General features: G+C 53.9%; 19 protein-coding genes. 15 read left to right on the forward strand and 4 right to left on the reverse strand.

Going from position 1 to position 18,129, the window contains the following annotated elements:
- The first annotated feature begins 154 nt into the window (after positions 1-154).
- From FHS18_RS17705 to FHS18_RS34960, 4 genes are all read left to right on the forward strand, one after another.
- Positions 155-607, forward strand: coding sequence for a CBS domain-containing protein (locus FHS18_RS17705; protein WP_183601448.1), 453 nt, complete (start codon positions 155-157; stop codon positions 605-607).
- Between the two features lie 147 nt (positions 608-754).
- The gene (locus tag FHS18_RS17710) at positions 755-1,360 is read left to right on the forward strand and encodes a TetR/AcrR family transcriptional regulator (protein WP_183601406.1); all 606 of its coding nucleotides are present in this window, start codon (positions 755-757) and stop codon (positions 1,358-1,360) included.
- Between the two features lie 22 nt (positions 1,361-1,382).
- Entirely contained in the window at positions 1,383-1,538 is a 156-nt protein-coding gene (locus tag FHS18_RS35195) for a hypothetical protein (protein ID WP_221401362.1), read from the forward strand.
- Positions 1,539-1,583: 45 nt separating this feature from the next.
- On the forward strand, positions 1,584-2,090 hold the full coding sequence (locus FHS18_RS34960; protein WP_343060564.1) for a methyl-accepting chemotaxis protein: 507 nt from the start codon (positions 1,584-1,586) through the stop codon (positions 2,088-2,090).
- Between the two features lie 86 nt (positions 2,091-2,176).
- Here FHS18_RS34960 and lspA read toward each other — a convergent pair whose 3' ends face one another.
- On the reverse strand, positions 2,177-2,662 hold the full coding sequence (gene lspA / locus FHS18_RS17720) for a signal peptidase II (RefSeq protein ID WP_246427719.1): 486 nt from the start codon (positions 2,660-2,662) through the stop codon (positions 2,177-2,179).
- A gap of 457 nt (positions 2,663-3,119) precedes the next feature.
- Between lspA and FHS18_RS17725 the strand changes: the two genes are divergently transcribed.
- Both FHS18_RS17725 and FHS18_RS17730 read left to right on the forward strand, forming a co-directional pair.
- Complete coding sequence (locus FHS18_RS17725; RefSeq protein ID WP_183601407.1) at positions 3,120-4,259, forward strand: DNA sulfur modification protein DndB; 1,140 nt, start codon at positions 3,120-3,122, stop codon at positions 4,257-4,259.
- On the forward strand, positions 4,259-5,413 hold the full coding sequence (locus tag FHS18_RS17730; RefSeq protein WP_183601408.1) for a DNA sulfur modification protein DndB: 1,155 nt from the start codon (positions 4,259-4,261) through the stop codon (positions 5,411-5,413). Before FHS18_RS17725 ends, FHS18_RS17730 begins: the two co-directional genes overlap by 1 nt.
- 149 nt (positions 5,414-5,562) lie before the next feature.
- Here the strand turns inward: FHS18_RS17730 and FHS18_RS17735 are convergent, their stop codons facing one another.
- Complete coding sequence (locus FHS18_RS17735) at positions 5,563-6,438, reverse strand: AraC family transcriptional regulator (protein ID WP_183601409.1); 876 nt, start codon at positions 6,436-6,438, stop codon at positions 5,563-5,565.
- A 126-nt stretch (positions 6,439-6,564) separates the two neighbouring features.
- On the opposite strand from FHS18_RS17735, the gene FHS18_RS17740 reads away from it, so the two are divergent.
- Positions 6,565-8,118, forward strand: coding sequence for an alpha-L-rhamnosidase-related protein (locus tag FHS18_RS17740; protein ID WP_183601410.1), 1,554 nt, complete (start codon positions 6,565-6,567; stop codon positions 8,116-8,118).
- A gap of 272 nt (positions 8,119-8,390) precedes the next feature.
- Here FHS18_RS17740 and FHS18_RS17745 read toward each other — a convergent pair whose 3' ends face one another.
- The gene (locus FHS18_RS17745; protein WP_183601411.1) at positions 8,391-9,029 is read right to left on the reverse strand and encodes a hydrolase; all 639 of its coding nucleotides are present in this window, start codon (positions 9,027-9,029) and stop codon (positions 8,391-8,393) included.
- Positions 9,030-9,399: 370 nt separating this feature from the next.
- Between FHS18_RS17745 and FHS18_RS17750 the strand changes: the two genes are divergently transcribed.
- On the forward strand, positions 9,400-9,579 hold the full coding sequence (locus FHS18_RS17750) for a DUF1427 family protein (RefSeq protein WP_183601412.1): 180 nt from the start codon (positions 9,400-9,402) through the stop codon (positions 9,577-9,579).
- A 26-nt stretch (positions 9,580-9,605) separates the two neighbouring features.
- Positions 9,606-11,441, forward strand: a complete 1,836-nt coding sequence (locus tag FHS18_RS17755) for an amidohydrolase (protein WP_183601413.1) — start codon at positions 9,606-9,608, stop codon at positions 11,439-11,441.
- Positions 11,442-11,658: 217 nt separating this feature from the next.
- Here the strand turns inward: FHS18_RS17755 and FHS18_RS17760 are convergent, their stop codons facing one another.
- Complete coding sequence (locus FHS18_RS17760) at positions 11,659-12,903, reverse strand: MFS transporter (RefSeq protein ID WP_183601414.1); 1,245 nt, start codon at positions 12,901-12,903, stop codon at positions 11,659-11,661.
- A gap of 587 nt (positions 12,904-13,490) precedes the next feature.
- Between FHS18_RS17760 and FHS18_RS17765 the strand changes: the two genes are divergently transcribed.
- The 6 genes from FHS18_RS17765 to FHS18_RS17790 all read left to right on the forward strand — a co-directional run bounded on the left by FHS18_RS17765 (position 13,491) and on the right by FHS18_RS17790 (position 17,995).
- The gene (locus FHS18_RS17765) at positions 13,491-14,447 is read left to right on the forward strand and encodes an alpha/beta hydrolase (protein WP_409348555.1); all 957 of its coding nucleotides are present in this window, start codon (positions 13,491-13,493) and stop codon (positions 14,445-14,447) included.
- Positions 14,448-14,538: 91 nt separating this feature from the next.
- Positions 14,539-15,102: an NADPH-dependent FMN reductase gene (locus tag FHS18_RS17770; protein ID WP_183601416.1), complete on the forward strand. Its 564-nt coding sequence runs from the start codon at positions 14,539-14,541 to the stop codon at positions 15,100-15,102.
- A gap of 34 nt (positions 15,103-15,136) precedes the next feature.
- Entirely contained in the window at positions 15,137-16,132 is a 996-nt protein-coding gene (locus FHS18_RS17775; protein WP_183601417.1) for a type I glyceraldehyde-3-phosphate dehydrogenase, read from the forward strand.
- A gap of 174 nt (positions 16,133-16,306) precedes the next feature.
- A complete protein-coding gene (locus FHS18_RS17780) occupies positions 16,307-17,236 on the forward strand; it encodes a ring-cleaving dioxygenase (protein WP_183601418.1) in 930 nt (309 codons plus the stop codon).
- 47 nt (positions 17,237-17,283) lie between these two features.
- A complete protein-coding gene (locus tag FHS18_RS17785) occupies positions 17,284-17,496 on the forward strand; it encodes a DUF896 domain-containing protein (RefSeq protein ID WP_183601419.1) in 213 nt (70 codons plus the stop codon).
- Between the two features lie 85 nt (positions 17,497-17,581).
- Positions 17,582-17,995, forward strand: a complete 414-nt coding sequence (locus tag FHS18_RS17790) for a DoxX family protein (RefSeq protein WP_183601420.1) — start codon at positions 17,582-17,584, stop codon at positions 17,993-17,995.
- Positions 17,996-18,129 lie beyond the last annotated feature (134 nt).

Genomic DNA, 18,129 nt, shown 5'->3' on the forward strand with positions numbered 1-18,129 from the left:
GCAAGGTTCAAGTACCCATCCTGTGAACGGGTGTCGGCGAATGGAGCCATCCATTGCCGGTACCCGTTTTTTTGGCATGCCGGAACCTTTGCAGCAGACGAATCATACTTGGGTAATAGAAGGCATGCAATCGACGAACGAGGGGTGCGATAACATGAAAGCGCATGACATTATGAAGCGTCACGTCTACAAAGTGAAGGAGAGCGATACGGTCCGCGCGGTCATTGAGCGGTTCATCGATTATCGCATCAGCGGACTGCCAGTCGTCAGCGAGAGTAACGAGATCGTCGGCTACATCAGCGACGGCGACATTATGCGGTACATCGGCCGCAAACAGGACCGCGTGATCGGCACCTTCTACTACGTGACGATGCTCACTTATCCCCAAGAGATGGAGGAACGGGTCAAGCAAATCCTCGATCTGAACGTGCTCGCCATTGCGAAGCGGAAAGTCATTACCGCGTCGTGGGATGAAGATGTCGACCGCATCGCGGCTACTCTCGGCAAGAAGCAGATCAAGAAACTGCCCATCGAACGGGGCGGCGTGCTTGTCGGCATCATTAGCCGGGGCGACGTTATTCGGCATGTATTCCGCTCGGCGACTTGATCGATTTCATACCTTTTTAAGCGATAAGCGGAATTTGACTTCCGCTTATTTTCATATTAGATTTAGGAATTGCCTTGTTCATCCACCGTTTTCGATCTGTCTGTTATAATAAAGGACTACTATTTAAGCGACAGGTGTGGTTAACGGATGAAGAATGATTTCGTCAATCCATATAAGCGCAGCGATGCTTCCAAGAATTATGTGAAGATCATCGACGCAGCGAAGAAGGTTTTTGCGGTGAAAGGACTGGAGACGACCATTGAAGATGTCGCCATCGAAGCGAACGTCGGGGTCGGTTCGGTCTATCGCAGATTCTCGAACAAACAGCAGCTCGTCTTCGCGGTTTCCTACGAAGTGCTTCAAGAAGTATTCGAGGAACAAGAGCGCATTCTTCATGAACGCTTCTCTGCGGACCAGATGCTGATCGAGATATTCGCTTGCTACGCGCGGTTAAGCGTGATATACGGCAAGATTCATGAAATGATCTTGGATATCCTCGTCTCTCCGGATCCGATCTATGAGGAATTCCAATGCAATATCGTGTCCACGGCGGATCGAATCTACGATGAAATTATTCGAATCGGCAAAGAGAGCGGCAGATTCGTCGATGAGGATCCGAGACTGATCAAAATTATATTGAAGAATACGATCAGCCCGCAGGTCGTCAAACAGCTGGCCGAGATCACTCCGATTGAGCATATTGCGCAGAAGCTAGCCGTATTAGCGCTGCACGGAATCGCCAAGCGCAGCTAATACCCCATGAAGGAGTCACAGCATGAATATTGTGGATGCGTTAATTCAGTGTATGCCTTTTTTCAAGACCGTTATTAGGGAGGATGCGGCCATTGGCATTTACGACCGGGAGAAGTTCCCCTATTGGTCGGATAGCCATTCGGTGAAGCTCGGTTTCGAGGTGGGTACTCCGTTGTAGATCATTGCCGTATTGGGCGTCACCTACAGCATGGAGAACCAGAGCATGCTCGAAGAGCTTATGCATGAAACGGAAACGATTGCGGAGAACCTGCTGTCCGACGTGCAGCAGATCGCGGCTCATTCCGAGGAGCTGTTCGCTTCTTCGGAAGAAATATTGCAGAATACAAGGATTGCGGTGAAGAATTCGGCTGGGGTTACGGAAGTCACGAGTTTCATCCGCGAGATCTCTTCGCAGACGAATCTGCTCGGCCTGAATGCGGCGATCGAAGCGGCGCGCGTGGGCGAAGCAGGAGCTGGATTCGGCGTCGTCGCCAAAGAAATCCGCAAACTGTCCGAAGATACGAAGAAAGCGACCCAGCGGATTGAAGATTCGCTAAGCTCAATCCAACGCTCCATTGCGCAGATGGAGAAGGAGATGAAAGAGGTAACCGCCGCTTCGAGCGATCAGGCTAGGCTCGTGACTGGTTTCATGGAAAGCATCGAACAGTTGAATGCCACGAGCGTCAAGATGAAAATATTCGTCGATAAAGTCATTACATACGAAGTATAAGAAATCACTTCTGGACGAAAAGAAAGCCGTGCGGTTTAGATACCTGCACGGCCTTTTGTTATGCAATCGGACTTGTCGAGCCCGTCTCAAGAATAAATTGATTTCTTAGCCCTTCGCCTTCTCCAAGGGTCTACGACGAATGCGGACAACACGAAGAACAGAATGCCAAGATTGAGCGCATGATCCGCTAGATTCGAGATCCCCCGGCCCATATCGATAAAATCGGTAACCCAGCCGAAGATGGCCCGGTCGATCGCATTCCCGATCGCGCCTCCAGCGAAGCAGGCTGCGCCTAATTGCAGCAGTTTGCCGTCCAGCTCTCCTTTACGCAACATATACACCAGCCAGAAGACAACCAGCACAGCGGGGATAATGAAGTATCTGCCATAGCCCTCGAAGCTGCTCCCCATCGCGCCCGAATTCCGATAATAAGTCAGTTGGAAACCGTCCCACAGCGGGATGGATTGTCCGACGGTCATCTCCAGGCGAACCCACAGCTTGGTGCCTTGATCGAGCACTACAACGAGTAGTGTAATCCAATAGAACACGTTCATCACCTCGTCATTTAGCATACTAGCTAGCTCTATCATAACCGAAGCGGGGATTGGATGAAAGCCGATGGATTGCTTTGAGCGGAGATAAGACCGCTCAGCATTCCATCCGATGAATTGGTTTGAGCAGCTACTGGGCCGCTCAGCATTCCATCGCCATATCAGGATGCGCACGAATGCTTATCGGACAGGCATAAACTTGCCTTTTGGCTCATAGATCGAAACACAACGACTTATCTGCACTGTCTCTAGTATGAGGTTGAAAGTTTCCGGGCAACAATGAAAAGTAGGGTAACGCAAATCCTAGTAACGCAAATGAAATCGTTTTATGGTATTCTCTTTACGAATGCTAAGTTTTTACAAGTTTTATATGATTAATTGAATGGCTTGGAATCCGGCATGCGCGCGACACGTATCTGAAGAAGCGAGAGCCGGCTCGCCGGGCATCACACTCAATGTGCACGAATGGAGGTCTTTTATGGAAACTGTAAATTCGTTATCGGATTTATTGTCGGGCCACAACCAAAGTGGCACCTTTATCGATATCGACGCCCAGCTGGCTCAAACCTTCGGGCAGACGACGTTGTCGGCGACGATTCCGATGAACCGCTTGTTCTCAATCTATGAGGTCGATCTGGAGGTACAGCGCCAGCTTATTCCGAAGAACGTATCCATGCTCGTCGATTATTTGCTGCTATACCTTGATCATGGGCAGAACATTTATTTCCCGGGAATTATTCTCTCAGCACGCGGGGCCGGAGAGTACGATCGCAGCACATCCACTTACCGGTTGCAAACGATGGAGAAGTGTTATGTCGTTGACGGCCAGCACCGTCTGGAAGCGTTCAAACGCGTGATGGAGATGCTGCAGAGCAATCTTGCAAGAGCAAAGGATCGCAGGGAGTTCGAACGGGTTCAGGAACTGACCGAGAAGCTGAAGAAGCTGTATTCGTTCCCGATGTCCGTCATGATCTACCTGGACATTAACGCGAAGCAGGAGCGCCAGCTGTTCTCGGATATTAATAAACTGCCTCGCAAGATTGCGGGCAACTTGGCCATGCTGCGCGAGCAGCGCCGCTTCTACCACGTGATGGCTACCCGCCTCGTTCAGGAGTACCCGGTCATGAACCAGCTGCCGACCGATATCTATTCCGAGCGCGGGAAGAGCGAAGGATACCTATTCTCGTATTCGCTGCTGATCGAATTGCTCGTCGGCGTGTTCGAGGGCAGGTTGAAATCAGGCGCACGCCACAACGGGTACCATTTTACCGATATTGCGCTTAAAGAGCATCTGGAGCATGCGGCATATTACTTCGAATGCCTGCTCGACGTACTCCCCGAACCGGAACCGGGCGCGCTATGCTGGTCGGAGAATATCCAGATCGCCCTTGCGCTATTCCTGCATGAGGAAGCGTTCAAGTCGCAGCAATTCAATAAATATACGCTGAAATACGCCACCCGGATCTTGCCGCATATCGACTGGGAGGACATCTACCATGGCGACGAGAAGCAGCGGTTGCCGCGCCGAAGCCGGATTATGAAAGCTTATCAATACGTGAAGGACTTCTACCAAGAGAAGCATAATTTCCTTATCACTGAACAGGAGGATGCCGGCTAATGGATGGATTAAAACTTAGAATGAAAATTCACCCCTATTGCGACCGATTCGGATTGACGACGGTATCCTTCCGCGTTCACGATCTGCTGAATTATACGACGATCGACCCGATGGTACAGCGTAAGCTGAGCGGAGGGCAGCTGCGTAAGATAGCCAAATACTTGCAGGAACGGGAGCTCGACCACGTCTTCTTCGGCCCGGTTACCTTATCGCTGCGCGATCTTGGTTCGCTCATGAAGGCAGACGATCACTTCGTGCTCGTGCACGGCGCGAAACTCAGCATTCTCGACGGCCAGCATCGCATTATGGCGCTTGGCTGGACGAACGAGCAGCTGCTCAAGGAAAGCCGGAAGCATGAGAAGGAGTTGAGCCGCCTAAAGGTCAAAGCGCGCCAGCATCCCGAAGATGCGGCAATCCGCGAATATATGGAACAGCAGGAGGGGCTCCTCGCCCAGATCGAATCGCGCAGGCTCGACCTGCTAGAGAGCGAGCTATCCGTGCAGTTATACATCGGACTTAGCGAAGAAGAAGAGAAGCAGCTGTTCGGCGACATCAACGCGAAGGTTCAGCTGGTAAGCAAGGAACTGGGGCATGCGTTCGACGGAAGCGACCCGCTGAACACGATTCTGCAGCATGTAGCGGAGCATAACGAGATGTTGAAGCAAGCCGGCGTTGAAAGCCGCAACAACTTGACCGCCTATAACAAGAACTTCACTTGCTACAGCTGGCTCCATACCGTCGCTTCACTCTTGTTCACGGGCAAGACGCAAGCTTCGTATGAACTCGCCCGGCGGATCCGCAAAGATCCCACGACCCATATCGAAGCGCTGCATCAGTTCTTCAACAGCGTGCTTCCTCATATGCCGGAGGAACCGGGGCTTAGCAAGCATATTTCCTCCAGCCGTGTCGTACAGGAAGCAATCGCCTTGTATGCCAGCGAATATTTAGTCGTGGAGAAAGGCGGCAGCCGGGATTGGAGCGCTTGCCTGCATATTCTTCGCGATCACGATTGGAGCCACGACAACGAGGCACTCGCCTCGCTGCTCGGAAGATTGGATAACGGCAAGATCAATCTGATCTATGACAAGTCGATGCGCAAACATACGATACTGCTCGACTACTTGAAACAGTTGTCGATCGAGCTGAGCGCCTAACCTTCGGCGAGATAAGCAAAGCAGAAGGTCAGCAGTTCGATACAGTAGATCGATACAGCATTATTGTTGCTTATAGAAGAGCCCGCGTGCAGCGGGCTCTTTGTCATGAGAGGCAATCTTATGCGATCTATCAGCATGATGGCGTTGAGTTATCCTTCGCCGCCGGTCGGTTCCAGGGAACGCCGGTATGCCCGAGGGGAGAGGCCCATCTGTTTCTTGAATAGCTCATGGAAGAAAGGAACGTTCGCGTATCCGACAGCTTCCGAGATGTCGCTGACCTTGCGGCTGGTTGACTGCAGCAGCCGGCAGGCGGCCTGGATGCGCAATCGCTGCACATAACTCGTTAGCGTCAAGCCGGTATGCTGTTGGAATAACCGTTGGAATTGCCGTTCCCCAATGCCGAGCTTAGCGGCAAGCTCGCTTACGTTGAAGGTGCGGGCATATTCCTTCCGGAGCAGCGCCACGATCGCATCCATATCCGCCGTCCGCGGAATCTGAGCAGATTCTGCCGAAGATTGAAGCAGCCGGGCGATGAGTACGAGCAGCTGCAGCAAGCCGGCATACAGCGCCGTTTGTCTCCCGGTCCGTTCGATGGCATATTCCCGGTAGAGCTCCGAGAACAACCGGTCGGCTTCCCCGCTCGGTTCCCGAAGGTGGCATATCTGAGGCAGCGCCAGCAGATCTTGCAGCTCTTGACCCCCGGGAATCGCATGCAGCAAGCCCGTTACGGCATCCATCGTGACAATGCAATTATAGACGATCAACGGTCGATCCTTCGCCAGGGAAGCAGGCCGGAACACATGCGACGAGCCGACGGGAATGACGAACAGATCGCCCGAAGTCACGCCGCTGACCTCGCTGCCGGCATGATGGGTTCCGGTTCCTTCGCTGACATAGCTCAGCTCCAGAAAATCATGATGGTGCTCGGTCAGCTCGTACGATTCGGTATTGCGGTTCACATAAATGGATAATTTATCGTCGAAATATTGATCGCCGCTAAGCAGGCGCACCGTTCGTTTGGACATGCGGCACTCTCCTATCTCATGTCAGTTTCACCATATATGTATGTCGTGATCACCTAGTTTAAGTTGCTCAGAATCATTCTATGATGAAGCTAGCAGGAAGACAAGACGACGAAGGAGAGACTGTGGATGAGAATAGATCAGACGATGGTGGACAAGGCGGAGCAACTCGTTCCGAATCTGGTTTCCACGCGCATCGAACCAATAGGCACAATTGACATCGTTGCGGATGAGAACGCTTTCCAAGGTTGGCGGACGCAAGCTTCCGACCTGCCTGGCGAGTGGAAGGAGCAAGCTTATGGCAAGGGAGACAGCTTTATTCTCGACTTCGGCGATCATCAAGTAGGCTATGTGACCTTAGCGATCAAGCCGGTCGGGAGTCCGCCGGATGCCCCGCTCAAGCTGAAGCTGACATTCGGGGAGATGCCGTGCGAGATTGCCGAACCGTTCGCAAGCTATGACGGCTGGTTGAGCAGCTCCTGGCTGCAAGAAGAACTCATCTTCGTGGATGTGCTGCCTGCGCAGCTTCGGCTGCCGAGACGGTATTGCTTCCGTTATATGAAGATCGAAGTGCTCGACACGTCGAAGAAATATCAGATCGGATTCGAGAATATCAGCTGCGAAGCCGTAACGTCGGCCGATCGGTCGGTCGTGGCTCCGCTGCCGGATACGCTGCCGGAAGATATGCGAACGATGGACCGCATTGCCGTGAAGACGCTGGAGGATTGCATGCAGACCGTATTCGAAGACGGTCCGAAGCGCGATCGCCGTCTATGGATCGGGGATTTGCGGCTGCAGGCGCAAGCCAATTACGTTTCCTTCAACAATTACGACCTGGTCAGACGCTGCTTATACCTATTCGCCGGCATGCGGCTTCCGGATGGGGCGGTAGGTGCCTGCGTATTCGAGAAACCTTATCCGCATGTAGATGATACAAGGCTTTATGATTATGCGCTGTTCTTCGTCTCCGTGCTCTATGATTACTATGAAGCGTCGCAAGATCGGGACACGCTGATCGAGCTGTGGCCGATCGCTTATGAACAGTTGGAGATCGGCGTGCAGCGTCTCGGCGAAAACGGAATCGTCAAGGATGATCCATCCTGGTGGAGCTTTACGGACTGGACGCCGGAGCTGAACAAGCAGGCGCCTGCCCAAGCCGTGCTCATCTACTGTCTGAAGCAGGGGCTGGAACTGGCGCGTCTGCTCGAGCGGGAAGAGGAGCAAGCCTTCATCGCCAGCCAGATCGAGCGCACGTCGCGTGCAGCGGTCGCTCATCTGTTCGATGAAGAGTCGGGATTCTTCGTCAGCGGCGACGAGCGCCAGACCTCATGGGCCTCCCAGGTATGGATGGCCCTTGCCGAGGTGTTGCCGAAGACAGAGAACGGCGAGCTGCTCGACAGGCTGCTGAAGAATCCGCCTTCAGTCGGCATGACGACCCCTTATATGTACCATCATCTGATCGAAGCGCTATTCCTCACCGGCCGTCGCGAACAAGCGATCAAGCAGATGCAGTCCTACTGGGGCGAAATGGTGCAAGACGGCGCGGATACGTTCTGGGAACTGTATAATCCGGCCGATAAGAAAGAATCGCCGTACGGCAGCAATCTGATCAACAGCTACTGCCATGCGTGGAGCTGCACGCCGACGTATTTCATTCGTAAATATGTAGTGCAATCCAGCTAGCAATCATCCTATACGAAGCGCATGACTGGCGTACCTTTCGCAATGGAGAGGTACGCTTTTTTAATTTCCCCAGCATCCCGCACAAGGCCCAAGCGGCCGCCGATACGCAGGCACCGTCTGTGCCGAATAATTTGACTTCGAGGCACCCGTATTCGCACGTGCCGGGCAAGGATCAATGACGGGAGAGGGGCTATACCACAAAGCTTTATTCCATAAGTTCCAATAACAAAGGACAGTCAAATGCGCGCATTTGACTGTCCTTCTTGGCATGCTTAACCTTCGTGCCCGCCGAACATCGTATGGGCATAGAAGATGCCCGCTCCATACGCGCCGGTATTCTGCAAGGCTACATCCATAACCGCGTCATACGTCTCTCCGCGAGCCCAGTCGCGCTGATACTCGAGCATAACGGACAGCCAGGTGACCGGAATCGCGCCGGCTTGAATCATTCGCTGCACGGACATATCGTGCGCTTCCGTGGTCGTGCCTGCTGAAGCATCGGTGACGATGTACACTTCGTAGCCGTCTTTGAGCGCGGAGATCGTCGGGAACGCGAGACAAACTTCGGTCCACAGCGCGGCCATGATCAGTTTCTTGCGTCCCGTTGCCTTCACGGCCGCAACGAAGTTCTCATCTTCCCAGGAATTCATCGACGTACGGTCTATCGGCTCCTGCTCCGGGAATACCGCTTGGATAGCCGGGTGAATCGGGCCGGAGAATGACTTGGCCGCAACCGTCGTCAGAATGGTCGGCGCATTGAAAACTTTGGCCGTCTTAGCCAGACCTACCGTGTTGTTAATAATCGTCTGACGGTCATTGCTCTGCGAGCCGAAGAGCATCTGCGGCTGGTGGTCGATCAGAATGATGGCCGAGTTGTCAGGCGTGAGCAAATCTTGTTTGTCATTGAACATTATTACGTTCCCCGCTTTCAAGTATGGTTTTGGGATACGACGGATTCGGCATAGGAAGCGAGTGCGTTCCGCTGTATGCCTCTATCGTATTGGAATGATTTGGAACGATCAATCGCCTTTTCCCTATAGCAGCGATAGGGAAAATTTATATTTATTAGGATACAAGGTGAAGCGGCTAACTCCATATTTAATCGTGTAGGCGCGTTTCATTCCGGAGACATAGAGGCCGAAGGATAAGCGTGAAGCTCTTCCTTTCCTATATGTCAAGCAAATATAGAATTTGCTTATGTTGATATAGAGAGCGCCTTATTGATGGCGGATTCGCTCCTTGATTAAGATGATACCAAATGGGATAAGGGAGGAAGCCATCATGTGGGGATCGATGTTGCTCGCGTTAGGTACGGGCCTTGTTATCGGCGTTGTGTTCCAGACGCTCCGCATCCCATCGCCCGCGCCGCCATTCCTAGGATTGCTGGGGCTGCTCGGTATGTTTCTCGGGCAGCGGCTCGTGCCGTGGATCAAGGTGTGGCTGGACCATAGGGGACAATAATAGGGACCTGAAGGAGAGGATAAACAATGGATACGAATCATGTAGTGGAAGCCGACCTGATCATTCATAATGTGCAAGTACTGACGATGGACGGGGATAATCCGACGGCGGCTGCGGTTGCGATTAAAGATGGCCGTTTCGTGGCGGTAGGCGAGGAAGCCGCCGTCATGCCGTATAGAGGAGAAGCAACGCGCGTCATCAACGGGAACCGGCGAATGCTTGTCCCGGGCCTCAACGATTCGCATATTCATCTCATTCGCGGCGGGCTCAATTATAACCTGGAGCTGCGCTGGGATGGCGTCCCATCAGTAGCCGACGCGCTGCGGATGCTCAAGATTCAAGTCGACCGCACGCCTGCGCCGCATTGGGTACGGGTCGTCGGGGGCTGGACCGAGTTTCAGTTCCGGGAGCGCCGGATGCCGACATTGGACGAGATTAACCGGATTGCGCCGGACACGCCGGTGTTCATTCTGAACTTGTATCGTCAAGCGTTCCTGAACAAGGCAGCGCTGCGGGCGGTTGGTTATACAAAAGATACGCCGAACCCGCCGGGAGGCGAAATTCAACGGGACGGCAACGGCAACCCGACCGGCATGCTGATCGCTCGGCCGAATGCGACGATTCTGTACGCCACATTGGCGAAAGGGCCAAAGCTGGCATACGAGGACCAGATGAATTCCACCCGTCTGTTCATGCGGGAGCTTAACCGGTTCGGCGTTACGAGCGTCATCGATGCCGGCGGCGGATTCCAGAACTATCCGGACGATTATCAAGTGTTCGAGGAGCTCGACCGGCGCGGAGAGATTACGGTGCGCACCGCCTACAACCTGTTCACGCAGAATCCGAAGAAGGAGTTGGGCGACTTCAAACAATGGACCGCGACTTCGCAGCCATACACGGGCAGTCCTTATTATCGGCATAACGGAGCAGGCGAGATGCTCGTATATAGCGCAGCCGACTTCGAAGATTTCGTCGAGCCCCGACCGGAGCTGCCGGCCGTCCTCGAAGATGAACTGTTCGGCGTTACCCGACATTTGGTGCAGCAGCGCTGGCCGTTCCGGCTTCATGCGACCTATGGCGAGTCGATTACCCGATTCCTGGACGTGTTCGAGCGCGTCAATCAAGAGGTGCCGTTCAAGGATCTTCGTTGGATCCTGGACCATGCGGAGACGATTCGGGAGCAGGATCTGGAGCGCGTCGTCGCTCTGGGCGGATCGATCGCGGTGCAGAGCCGCATGGCGTTCCAAGGCGAATATTTCGTAGAGCGCTACGGGGCGGAAGCCGCGGAGAACTCGCCTCCGATCACGAAGATGATTAAGGCGGGCCTTAAGGTTGGCGTTGGGACGGATGCTACGCGCGTGGCCAGCTATAACCCATGGGTTGCGCTCTACTGGCTCATCACGGGCAAGACGCTCGGCGGTCTAAGTTTGTACCCGGCTTCCAATCGCGTGGAGCGCCACGAAGCGCTGCGCATGTATACGGCCGGCAATGCCTGGTTCTCGAAGGAAGAGACAGTCAAAGGGCAGATCAAGCCCGGCTATTATGCGGATTTGACCGTGCTCTCGGATAATTTCCTGACGGTGCCGGAAGAAGAGATCAAACGGATCGAGTCGGTTTTGACCGTCGTAGGCGGCAAAATCGTGTACGCCACTTCGGAGTTCGAGCAGTTGTCGCCGCCCGCGCCTCCGGCGAGTCCGGATTGGGCGCCGCATAATGTCTTCGGCGGCTACTACAAGGCGCCAAGCTATGGCGGAGGTAGCGCTGGATCGCATGCCCTGCACCAGGGCCGGCACTTGCACCATCATGGCTGTAAGCATCACCATGGGAGCGGGTTCTGCGATCTGGACTGTTTCGTATTTTAATGCAATTACCCTCCCTCTATCCCTCCATCGGAGGGTGGGGGGAGGGCTTCGGCCCTCTAAACACGTGAAATTAGCGAGGTTCGATACGCGGCAGTCTTCGATGTGTCCTTCGGTGGTGACTCTTGGTTCGAGCTTCGTTCGTTACGTTTAAACACACGAACACAAAGAAAAGACGATTGCCACAGCCTCTCGGGCGCGCATTCGTCTTTTCTTTGTGTTACATGGTTTGTTTCGGGTAGGAGCTGGATGCTTGTGATGAAGAGACGACTGCGTTAACCGGCGTAGCCTCCAACCGAATGAATACCGGCACGATCGTACTTGCGAGCAGCAAGCCGGCCAGTACGCCGAAGGTGAACGTATGTCCGCCGAGATCGATTAGATAGACGCTGACGATGGGACCAAGCGACGCGCCGATGAACAGCATGAACATGTGGAAGGATACGGCGATGGCCCGGATCTCGCCGGCCAAGTGCCCGATCAGCGAGATCAAGGCAGGCAGTGCCATGGCGACACCCATCGCGAACACGACGCTCATCACGGTGAGGAAGGTAAGGTTCTCGCCCAGGCTGAGCGTTCCTAATCCTAGCGCGCCTAAGACCAGCCCGCACCACAATACTTTTTTCATCCCGTATCGCGCCACAAGCCTGCCGTCGAATGGGGAAATGAACATGCCGATGATCCCGACAGCCCTTATCCATAGAATATCCTGGTGGGTCAACCCGAACGAATCGCTTGTCAGATAGCTGCCCAGCGTAGAGAAGTAGCCGACGAGGGCGGTAAATAGCGTAGCCGAAATGATGTAGCAAATCGGAAGCCCTTTACGCTTGAAGATTAGTCCGACTCTCGCGAATGGAGCGAAGAAACTGCCGGTTGCTTGCGCTCTTGGATCGCTTGGGATAGTCGTGCCCAAGACGATGAACGAGACGAAGTAGACCGCACAGAGGATATAGAACACATAGGACCAATCCCAATGCAGGACGACATAGCTGCTGTAGATTTGCCCGATAATGCTCGCCATCAGGAATGCGGTGCTGATAAATCCGATGATGGTGACGCGCTTCTTGGCAGGGAACATCTCCATCGCATACGCGAGCACGGATGGCGGGAACATCGACGCCGCCAGCCCTTGAACTGCGCGAAGGGCGATCAGCCATGCGAATTCCGTCACCATGCCGATACAGAGCGTCGTCACCGTCAGCAGCAGCAAGCCGGTCACCATTAATCGTTTGCGCCCATAGCGATCGGACAGCACACCGAACACAAGTCCCCCGCCGGCAAAAGCGAACGAGAATGCGCTGCCGGCCCATGCGGCTGTAGAAGAAGAGACCTCGAACCGCTCTGCGAACAGCGATAACAGCGGGATCGTGATGTAGACCGACGACACCACGATTAATGAGCACCAGAACAGCACGACGGTGATGAACGAATCGTTGCGAGCGGCACCTGGCGATGATTGCTTCAAAATCTTACCCCCTTATTCATACGGGACGGTCGAATATCACCAAGCGTCCTTCCGTCCACATTTGTTACCATCTTAGTATTCGCTTGAAAAAGGAATCAATCGGGTTTTCTCTATAGGTCGTATAGGCTCTGTTTATACCTAGGCAAGACATCTATTCAGCGCAAATCGGCAGGTGCTATAGCCGTCCCTGGAAAAACCCCCGCTTTAAGGTATAGCTTCTAACTATATCTGGTATAGAGAGAATGGAATTGTTCGAGCGGATCGATTTTCCTATGATTAGGGTAAAGAGTGGGCACGATCATTACCTTCTTCCCGTTCGAGCAAGGCGCGAGTGGGCGGATCGGGGCGGGACAAGTCGGGGTCACCACCTATGTCATACCGGTGGGGGTGCTGGCGTTCTGGAAGGAGCGTCTGGCTAGCTTTGACGTACCTTACACGGTGACAGAACGGTTTTCGTAGACGTATATCCGGTTTAATGACAGAGACGGGCATGCGGAGGTAGAACACTTCGTTACCGCACGGAAGCCGAGCCGACCAAGTTTACCAGTTAAATCCCGTTAAATCATATATCAAAGGAGATGTTACTCGTGTCCAAAGAACTCGCCACAAAGAAGCTCGTACTGGAACCCGCTGCTCAGCAATTCGCAGATGATACCGCTAATCCGCCTTATCTGTTCGATCTAGGTCCGATTAAAGGCAGAGAGACGGTCGATGAGGTCCAGTCCGGCGATACGCCTAAGCTGCCGGTCGATATCGAAGACCTGACGATCGAAGGCGGACCGTCGGGACAAGTATCGATCCGCGTCCTGCGCGCTCCGAATGTCACGAAGCAACTGCCGGCTATTCTCTACATTCATGGTGCCGGTTGGGTATTCGGCAATGCACACACGCATGACCGGCTCATCCGCGAGCTGGCTGTCGGCGCGGAGGCAGCTGTCGTATTCCCGAATTACAGCCTGTCGCCGGAAGCCAAATATCCGACGGCGATCGAAGAGATCTACGCTACGCTCGAGTGGATCGCCGAGCATGGCGAAGAGCATGGCATCGACGCAAGCCGTATCTACGTAGCCGGCGACAGCGTCGGCGGCAACATGACGGCTGCGATCACGCTGCTGGCCCAAGAACGTAAGGGCCCTGCAATCCAGAAGCAACTGCTGTTCTACCCGGTTACCGATTCCGGCACGGACACCGCTTCCTATCACGAGTTTGCGACAGGCTATTTCCTGCGCCGTGACGCCATGCCTTGGTTCTGGGACCAATATGTCACGAAGCCTAGCGACAAGGAAGAAATCTATGCATCCCCGCTGCGTGCGTCGACGGAACAGCTTGCAGGCTTGCCGCAAGCGCTCATCATTACCGCCGAGGCCGACGTCCTGCGCGATGAAGGCGAGGCATATGCCAATAAGCTGCGCGAAGCTGGCGTACGCGTGACGCAAGCCCGGTTTCAAGGGACGATCCACGACTTCGTCATGCTCAATGCGTTGGCGGATACGGCTGCGGCACGCGGCGCGATTATGCTGGCCAACGCTTGGCTGAAGGAATAGACGAAGACGGATTAAGAATCATGAACGCAAGGGGGATCCTCCTGCCAGAGGATCCTCTTCCAAATAATATAGAAGCTGGAGGATTACTCGCATGACGATGAAAATCGGTATTCTAGTAGGAAGCTTAAGAGCGCATTCCTACAATCGGATGGTGGCCAATACGATCCCGGATCTGGTGCCTACAGCGCAGTTCGAGCACATCGCGATCGGTGAGCTTCCTTTCTACAACAGCGACCTTGATCAAGATGAAGGGCCGGATGCGGTCAAGCTGTTCCGCGATCAAGTACGTGCGGCGGACGGCATTATCATCGTGAGCCCCGAATATAATGCAGGCATGCCTGGCGTGTTGAAGAATGCGCTGGACTGGGCTTCGACCAAAGCCGCTGCAGGCGCTTTGATCAAGAAACCGGCCGCGATCATCGGCGCAACTCCGGGCCCTCGGGGGACGATCATGGGCCAGCAGCAGATCAGGCATACATTGGAAGGCGTGCAGGCATTAGCGCTCCCTTACCAGCGTATGTACATCTCGGAAGTGATGCATAAAGTCGACCCGGCTGTCGGCAAGCTTACCGATGCGACGACGAATAAGTATCTGCAGCGTTATGTGGAAGCATTCGTGCAGTGGATCGATCAGGTCAACCTGCTGGATCGATAATGAACATGATTTTAGACATGAAGGAGACGATAAGATGAGTAACATCGCTATTTTCGGCTTCGGCCGGATCGGGAGGCAGCTGCTGCGCGTAGCGCTCCAGGAGGAATTGTTCGTACCGGCGGCAATCGCGGATATTAAGGATGAAGCGACGCTTGCCGCGCTGTTCGAGGTGGATACGAATTACAAACGGTGGCCTGAACGCGTCTCCGGTCAAGAAGGCGCCATCGTGATCGGCGACCGCACGGTGCCGTTCTACAACTCGGCGAAGGAAATTCCGGATTGGGCGGCGCTCGGCGTCGATCTTGTCGTCGATTGCACAGGCCGTGCCGTAACAAGAGCGGTTGCCCAGCTTCATCTGGATCGCGGCGCCAAGCGGGTGCTGGTCAGCGGCCCGAGCAAGAGCCTGGACGACTGCGACGCGGTATTGCTGAAAGGAATCAATCTGGAGAGCTTCGACCCGCAGCAGCACAAAATCATTAGCATGGCCAGCTGCACGACCAATGCGCTCGCGCCGGTGGTCAAATTGGTGCGTGAACATTTCGGCATCCAATACGGGCTGTTCTCGACGGTTCACTCCTACACGAATACGCAATCGCTGACCGACCAGCCCATGAAGGACCGCCGGGACTCGTGGGCGGCAGCGGAGAATATTATTCCGTCTTCTTCAGGCGCGGCCAAGGCACTCAAGTTTATTTGGCCGGATCTGCAAATTACGGGTAAGGCCTACCGCATCCCGACGCGCACAGGCAGTATCGCGGAGCTCAATCTGGTCACCGAGAAGCCGTGCACCGCACAGGAAATCAATGAGATGTTCCGCGCCGCTGCCCAAGAAGGACCGTTGAAAGGCGTGCTTGACGTGCTCGAAGGCGAATGGGCGTCATCGCGTATCGTTGGCGATCCTCATTCCTCGATCATCGACCTGCCGCTCACGCATGTGCAAGGCGGCCTGTTATCCGTAGCTGCTTGGTATGACAATGAATGGGGCTACGCCAGCCGATTGGCTGAAGCAGCGGCCTATTTGTCCCGCTAAGCGATGTAGGAGCGGGAAAGCCCGAAGCCTATGGCAACGGGCTTTTCGGGCTCATCAAGATAGTTCTGACGGGCCCGGAAAATTTTAGTCGAAGAAACGGTTGACAAATACTTTTAAATAATATATCTTTAATTCAAGATAATTAAAACAAAGACGAATTGGAGTGAAAATACAATGAACCGGACGGCAGGCATTCATCATATAACCGCATTCGCAAGAAACCCGCAGGAGAATGTTGATTTCTATACAGGAGTGTTGGGCTTACGTTTGATTAAGAAAACCGTCAACTTCGATGCACCGGATGTCTATCATCTGTATTTCGGAGATCGCGATGGAAGCCCGGGAACGATCATCACATTCTTCCCTTATCCGCAAGCGCGTCAAGGCCAAGTAGGCGGCGGACAGGTGGGAATCACGACGTTCGTGGTACCGGTCGGATCGCTTGGGTTCTGGGAAGAGCGGCTCAGCTGGCACGGCGTGACGTATACCTACGCGAAACGGTTCTCGGAGAACTCGCTTCAATTCACGGATTCGGAAGGCCTGAGACTTGAGCTCGTGGAGCGCGAAGAAGGGGACCTGAGTTCATGGACGCCTGCCGGCATAACGGCGGAGACGGCGATTAAAGGCTTCGGAGGCGCGGTCTTGTTCAGCCGGGATTATAAGAGCACGATCGATGTGCTCGAGAATGTGCTCGGTTTCGACAAAGTAGGCGAGGATGCAGGCTACGCCAGATTCCAATCGACGGCAGAAATCGGCAATGTGGTCGATATTCCGCTTCTGGATATGGAATGGGGCAACGGCGGCGCCGGAACCGTTCATCATATCGCATGGCGGGCGGCAGACGATGCGGAGCATGAACAGTGGAGAGCACATGTGGCAAGCAATGGTTACAATGTGACGCCGATCAAGGATCGCAATTACTTCAAAGCGCTGTACTTCCGCGAGCCCGGCGGCATCTTGTTCGAGATCGCTACAGACCCGCCTGGATTTGCAAGAGACGAAGAGCCGGAAGAACTGGGCCAGCGCCTTATGCTCCCGCAATGGTTTGAACCGCGGCGCGCCGAGATCGAATCGAAACTGCTGCCGATTACGTTGAAAAACTAAACCAAACTAGCAAAAACACTAACTCATATTAGAAGGGATGAAGACATATGATAGCATTTCTGGATCGGATTAATGAACTGAGCCGCAAACAACGCAGCGGCGGATTAACGGAGAACGAGCGTTTCGAACAGGCTGAGCTGCGGCAGGCGTATCTGAGAGAGATACGCGGTCAAGTCCGCTCTACGATTCTGAGCGTATCGGTCATGGATGAACACGGGAATGACGTAACGCCGATCAAACTCATCAACGAGAGAAACTAAGACGAATCGATTGAAGCCGTTCGCAACGCGCGTCTAATATCTTAAATAAAAGATAATTAACTTAAAACTAAAGGAGATGTTGTTCATGTTGGATGTAGGATTATTGCTGATTCGGGTTGTTATCGGGGTATTGTTCATTGGTCATGGCGCTCAAAAACTGTTCGGGTTGTTCGGCGGTTATGGCCCTAAAGGGACCGGGGGTTGGATGGAATCGGTCGGCATTCGGCCAGGCGTAGCGATGGCAGTATTCGCAGGGGTACTGGAGTTGGCAGGCGGGGCATTGTTCCTGCTCGGATTCCTGACGCCGGTAGCCGCGGTTTTGCTCGCGCTGACGATGATTGGCGCGATCGTGAAAGTACACGGTCCTAACGGGCTGTGGGCTACCGCCAATGGCTATGAATATCCGCTCGTGCTGCTTGTGGTCGTCATTGCGGTTGCGTTAACCGGCGCGGGCGCTTATTCCCTGGACGACGCCTTGAGCCTGTTCCAAGCCGCTTAAGGGCTCATAATATACGTACAAAAAAGCGCAGTTCCGTTATGAACAGCCCCCCGTCAAGTAGACAGTACAAAAAATAAAAGTCAATCAAGCGGCCTTCGTCCTGAATTCCATTGGACTGAGGCCGTTTAATTTTG

Origin of the sequence: Paenibacillus phyllosphaerae, from assembly GCF_014192105.1 — a bacterium.
Lineage (GTDB): Bacteria > Bacillota > Bacilli > Paenibacillales > Paenibacillaceae > Paenibacillus_Z > Paenibacillus_Z phyllosphaerae.

Bases quoted from the DNA above. Each gene is read 5' to 3' on its own strand.
- FHS18_RS17705 (WP_183601448.1), top strand. From the start codon at position 155: ATGAAAGCGCATGACATTATGAAGCGTCACGTCTACAAAGTGAAGGAG.
- FHS18_RS17710 (WP_183601406.1), top strand. From the start codon at position 755: ATGAAGAATGATTTCGTCAATCCATATAAGCGCAGCGATGCTTCCAAG.
- FHS18_RS35195 (WP_221401362.1), top strand. From the start codon at position 1,383: ATGAATATTGTGGATGCGTTAATTCAGTGTATGCCTTTTTTCAAGACC.
- FHS18_RS34960 (WP_343060564.1), top strand. From the start codon at position 1,584: ATGCTCGAAGAGCTTATGCATGAAACGGAAACGATTGCGGAGAACCTG.
- lspA (WP_246427719.1), bottom strand. From the start codon at position 2,662: ATGCTAAATGACGAGGTGATGAACGTGTTCTATTGGATTACACTACTC.
- FHS18_RS17725 (WP_183601407.1), top strand. From the start codon at position 3,120: ATGGAAACTGTAAATTCGTTATCGGATTTATTGTCGGGCCACAACCAA.
- FHS18_RS17730 (WP_183601408.1), top strand. From the start codon at position 4,259: ATGGATGGATTAAAACTTAGAATGAAAATTCACCCCTATTGCGACCGA.
- FHS18_RS17735 (WP_183601409.1), bottom strand. From the start codon at position 6,438: ATGTCCAAACGAACGGTGCGCCTGCTTAGCGGCGATCAATATTTCGAC.
- FHS18_RS17740 (WP_183601410.1), top strand. From the start codon at position 6,565: ATGAGAATAGATCAGACGATGGTGGACAAGGCGGAGCAACTCGTTCCG.
- FHS18_RS17745 (WP_183601411.1), bottom strand. From the start codon at position 9,029: ATGTTCAATGACAAACAAGATTTGCTCACGCCTGACAACTCGGCCATC.
- FHS18_RS17750 (WP_183601412.1), top strand. From the start codon at position 9,400: ATGTGGGGATCGATGTTGCTCGCGTTAGGTACGGGCCTTGTTATCGGC.
- FHS18_RS17755 (WP_183601413.1), top strand. From the start codon at position 9,606: ATGGATACGAATCATGTAGTGGAAGCCGACCTGATCATTCATAATGTG.
- FHS18_RS17770 (WP_183601416.1), top strand. From the start codon at position 14,539: ATGACGATGAAAATCGGTATTCTAGTAGGAAGCTTAAGAGCGCATTCC.
- FHS18_RS17775 (WP_183601417.1), top strand. From the start codon at position 15,137: ATGAGTAACATCGCTATTTTCGGCTTCGGCCGGATCGGGAGGCAGCTG.
- FHS18_RS17780 (WP_183601418.1), top strand. From the start codon at position 16,307: ATGAACCGGACGGCAGGCATTCATCATATAACCGCATTCGCAAGAAAC.
- FHS18_RS17785 (WP_183601419.1), top strand. From the start codon at position 17,284: ATGATAGCATTTCTGGATCGGATTAATGAACTGAGCCGCAAACAACGC.
- FHS18_RS17790 (WP_183601420.1), top strand. From the start codon at position 17,582: ATGTTGGATGTAGGATTATTGCTGATTCGGGTTGTTATCGGGGTATTG.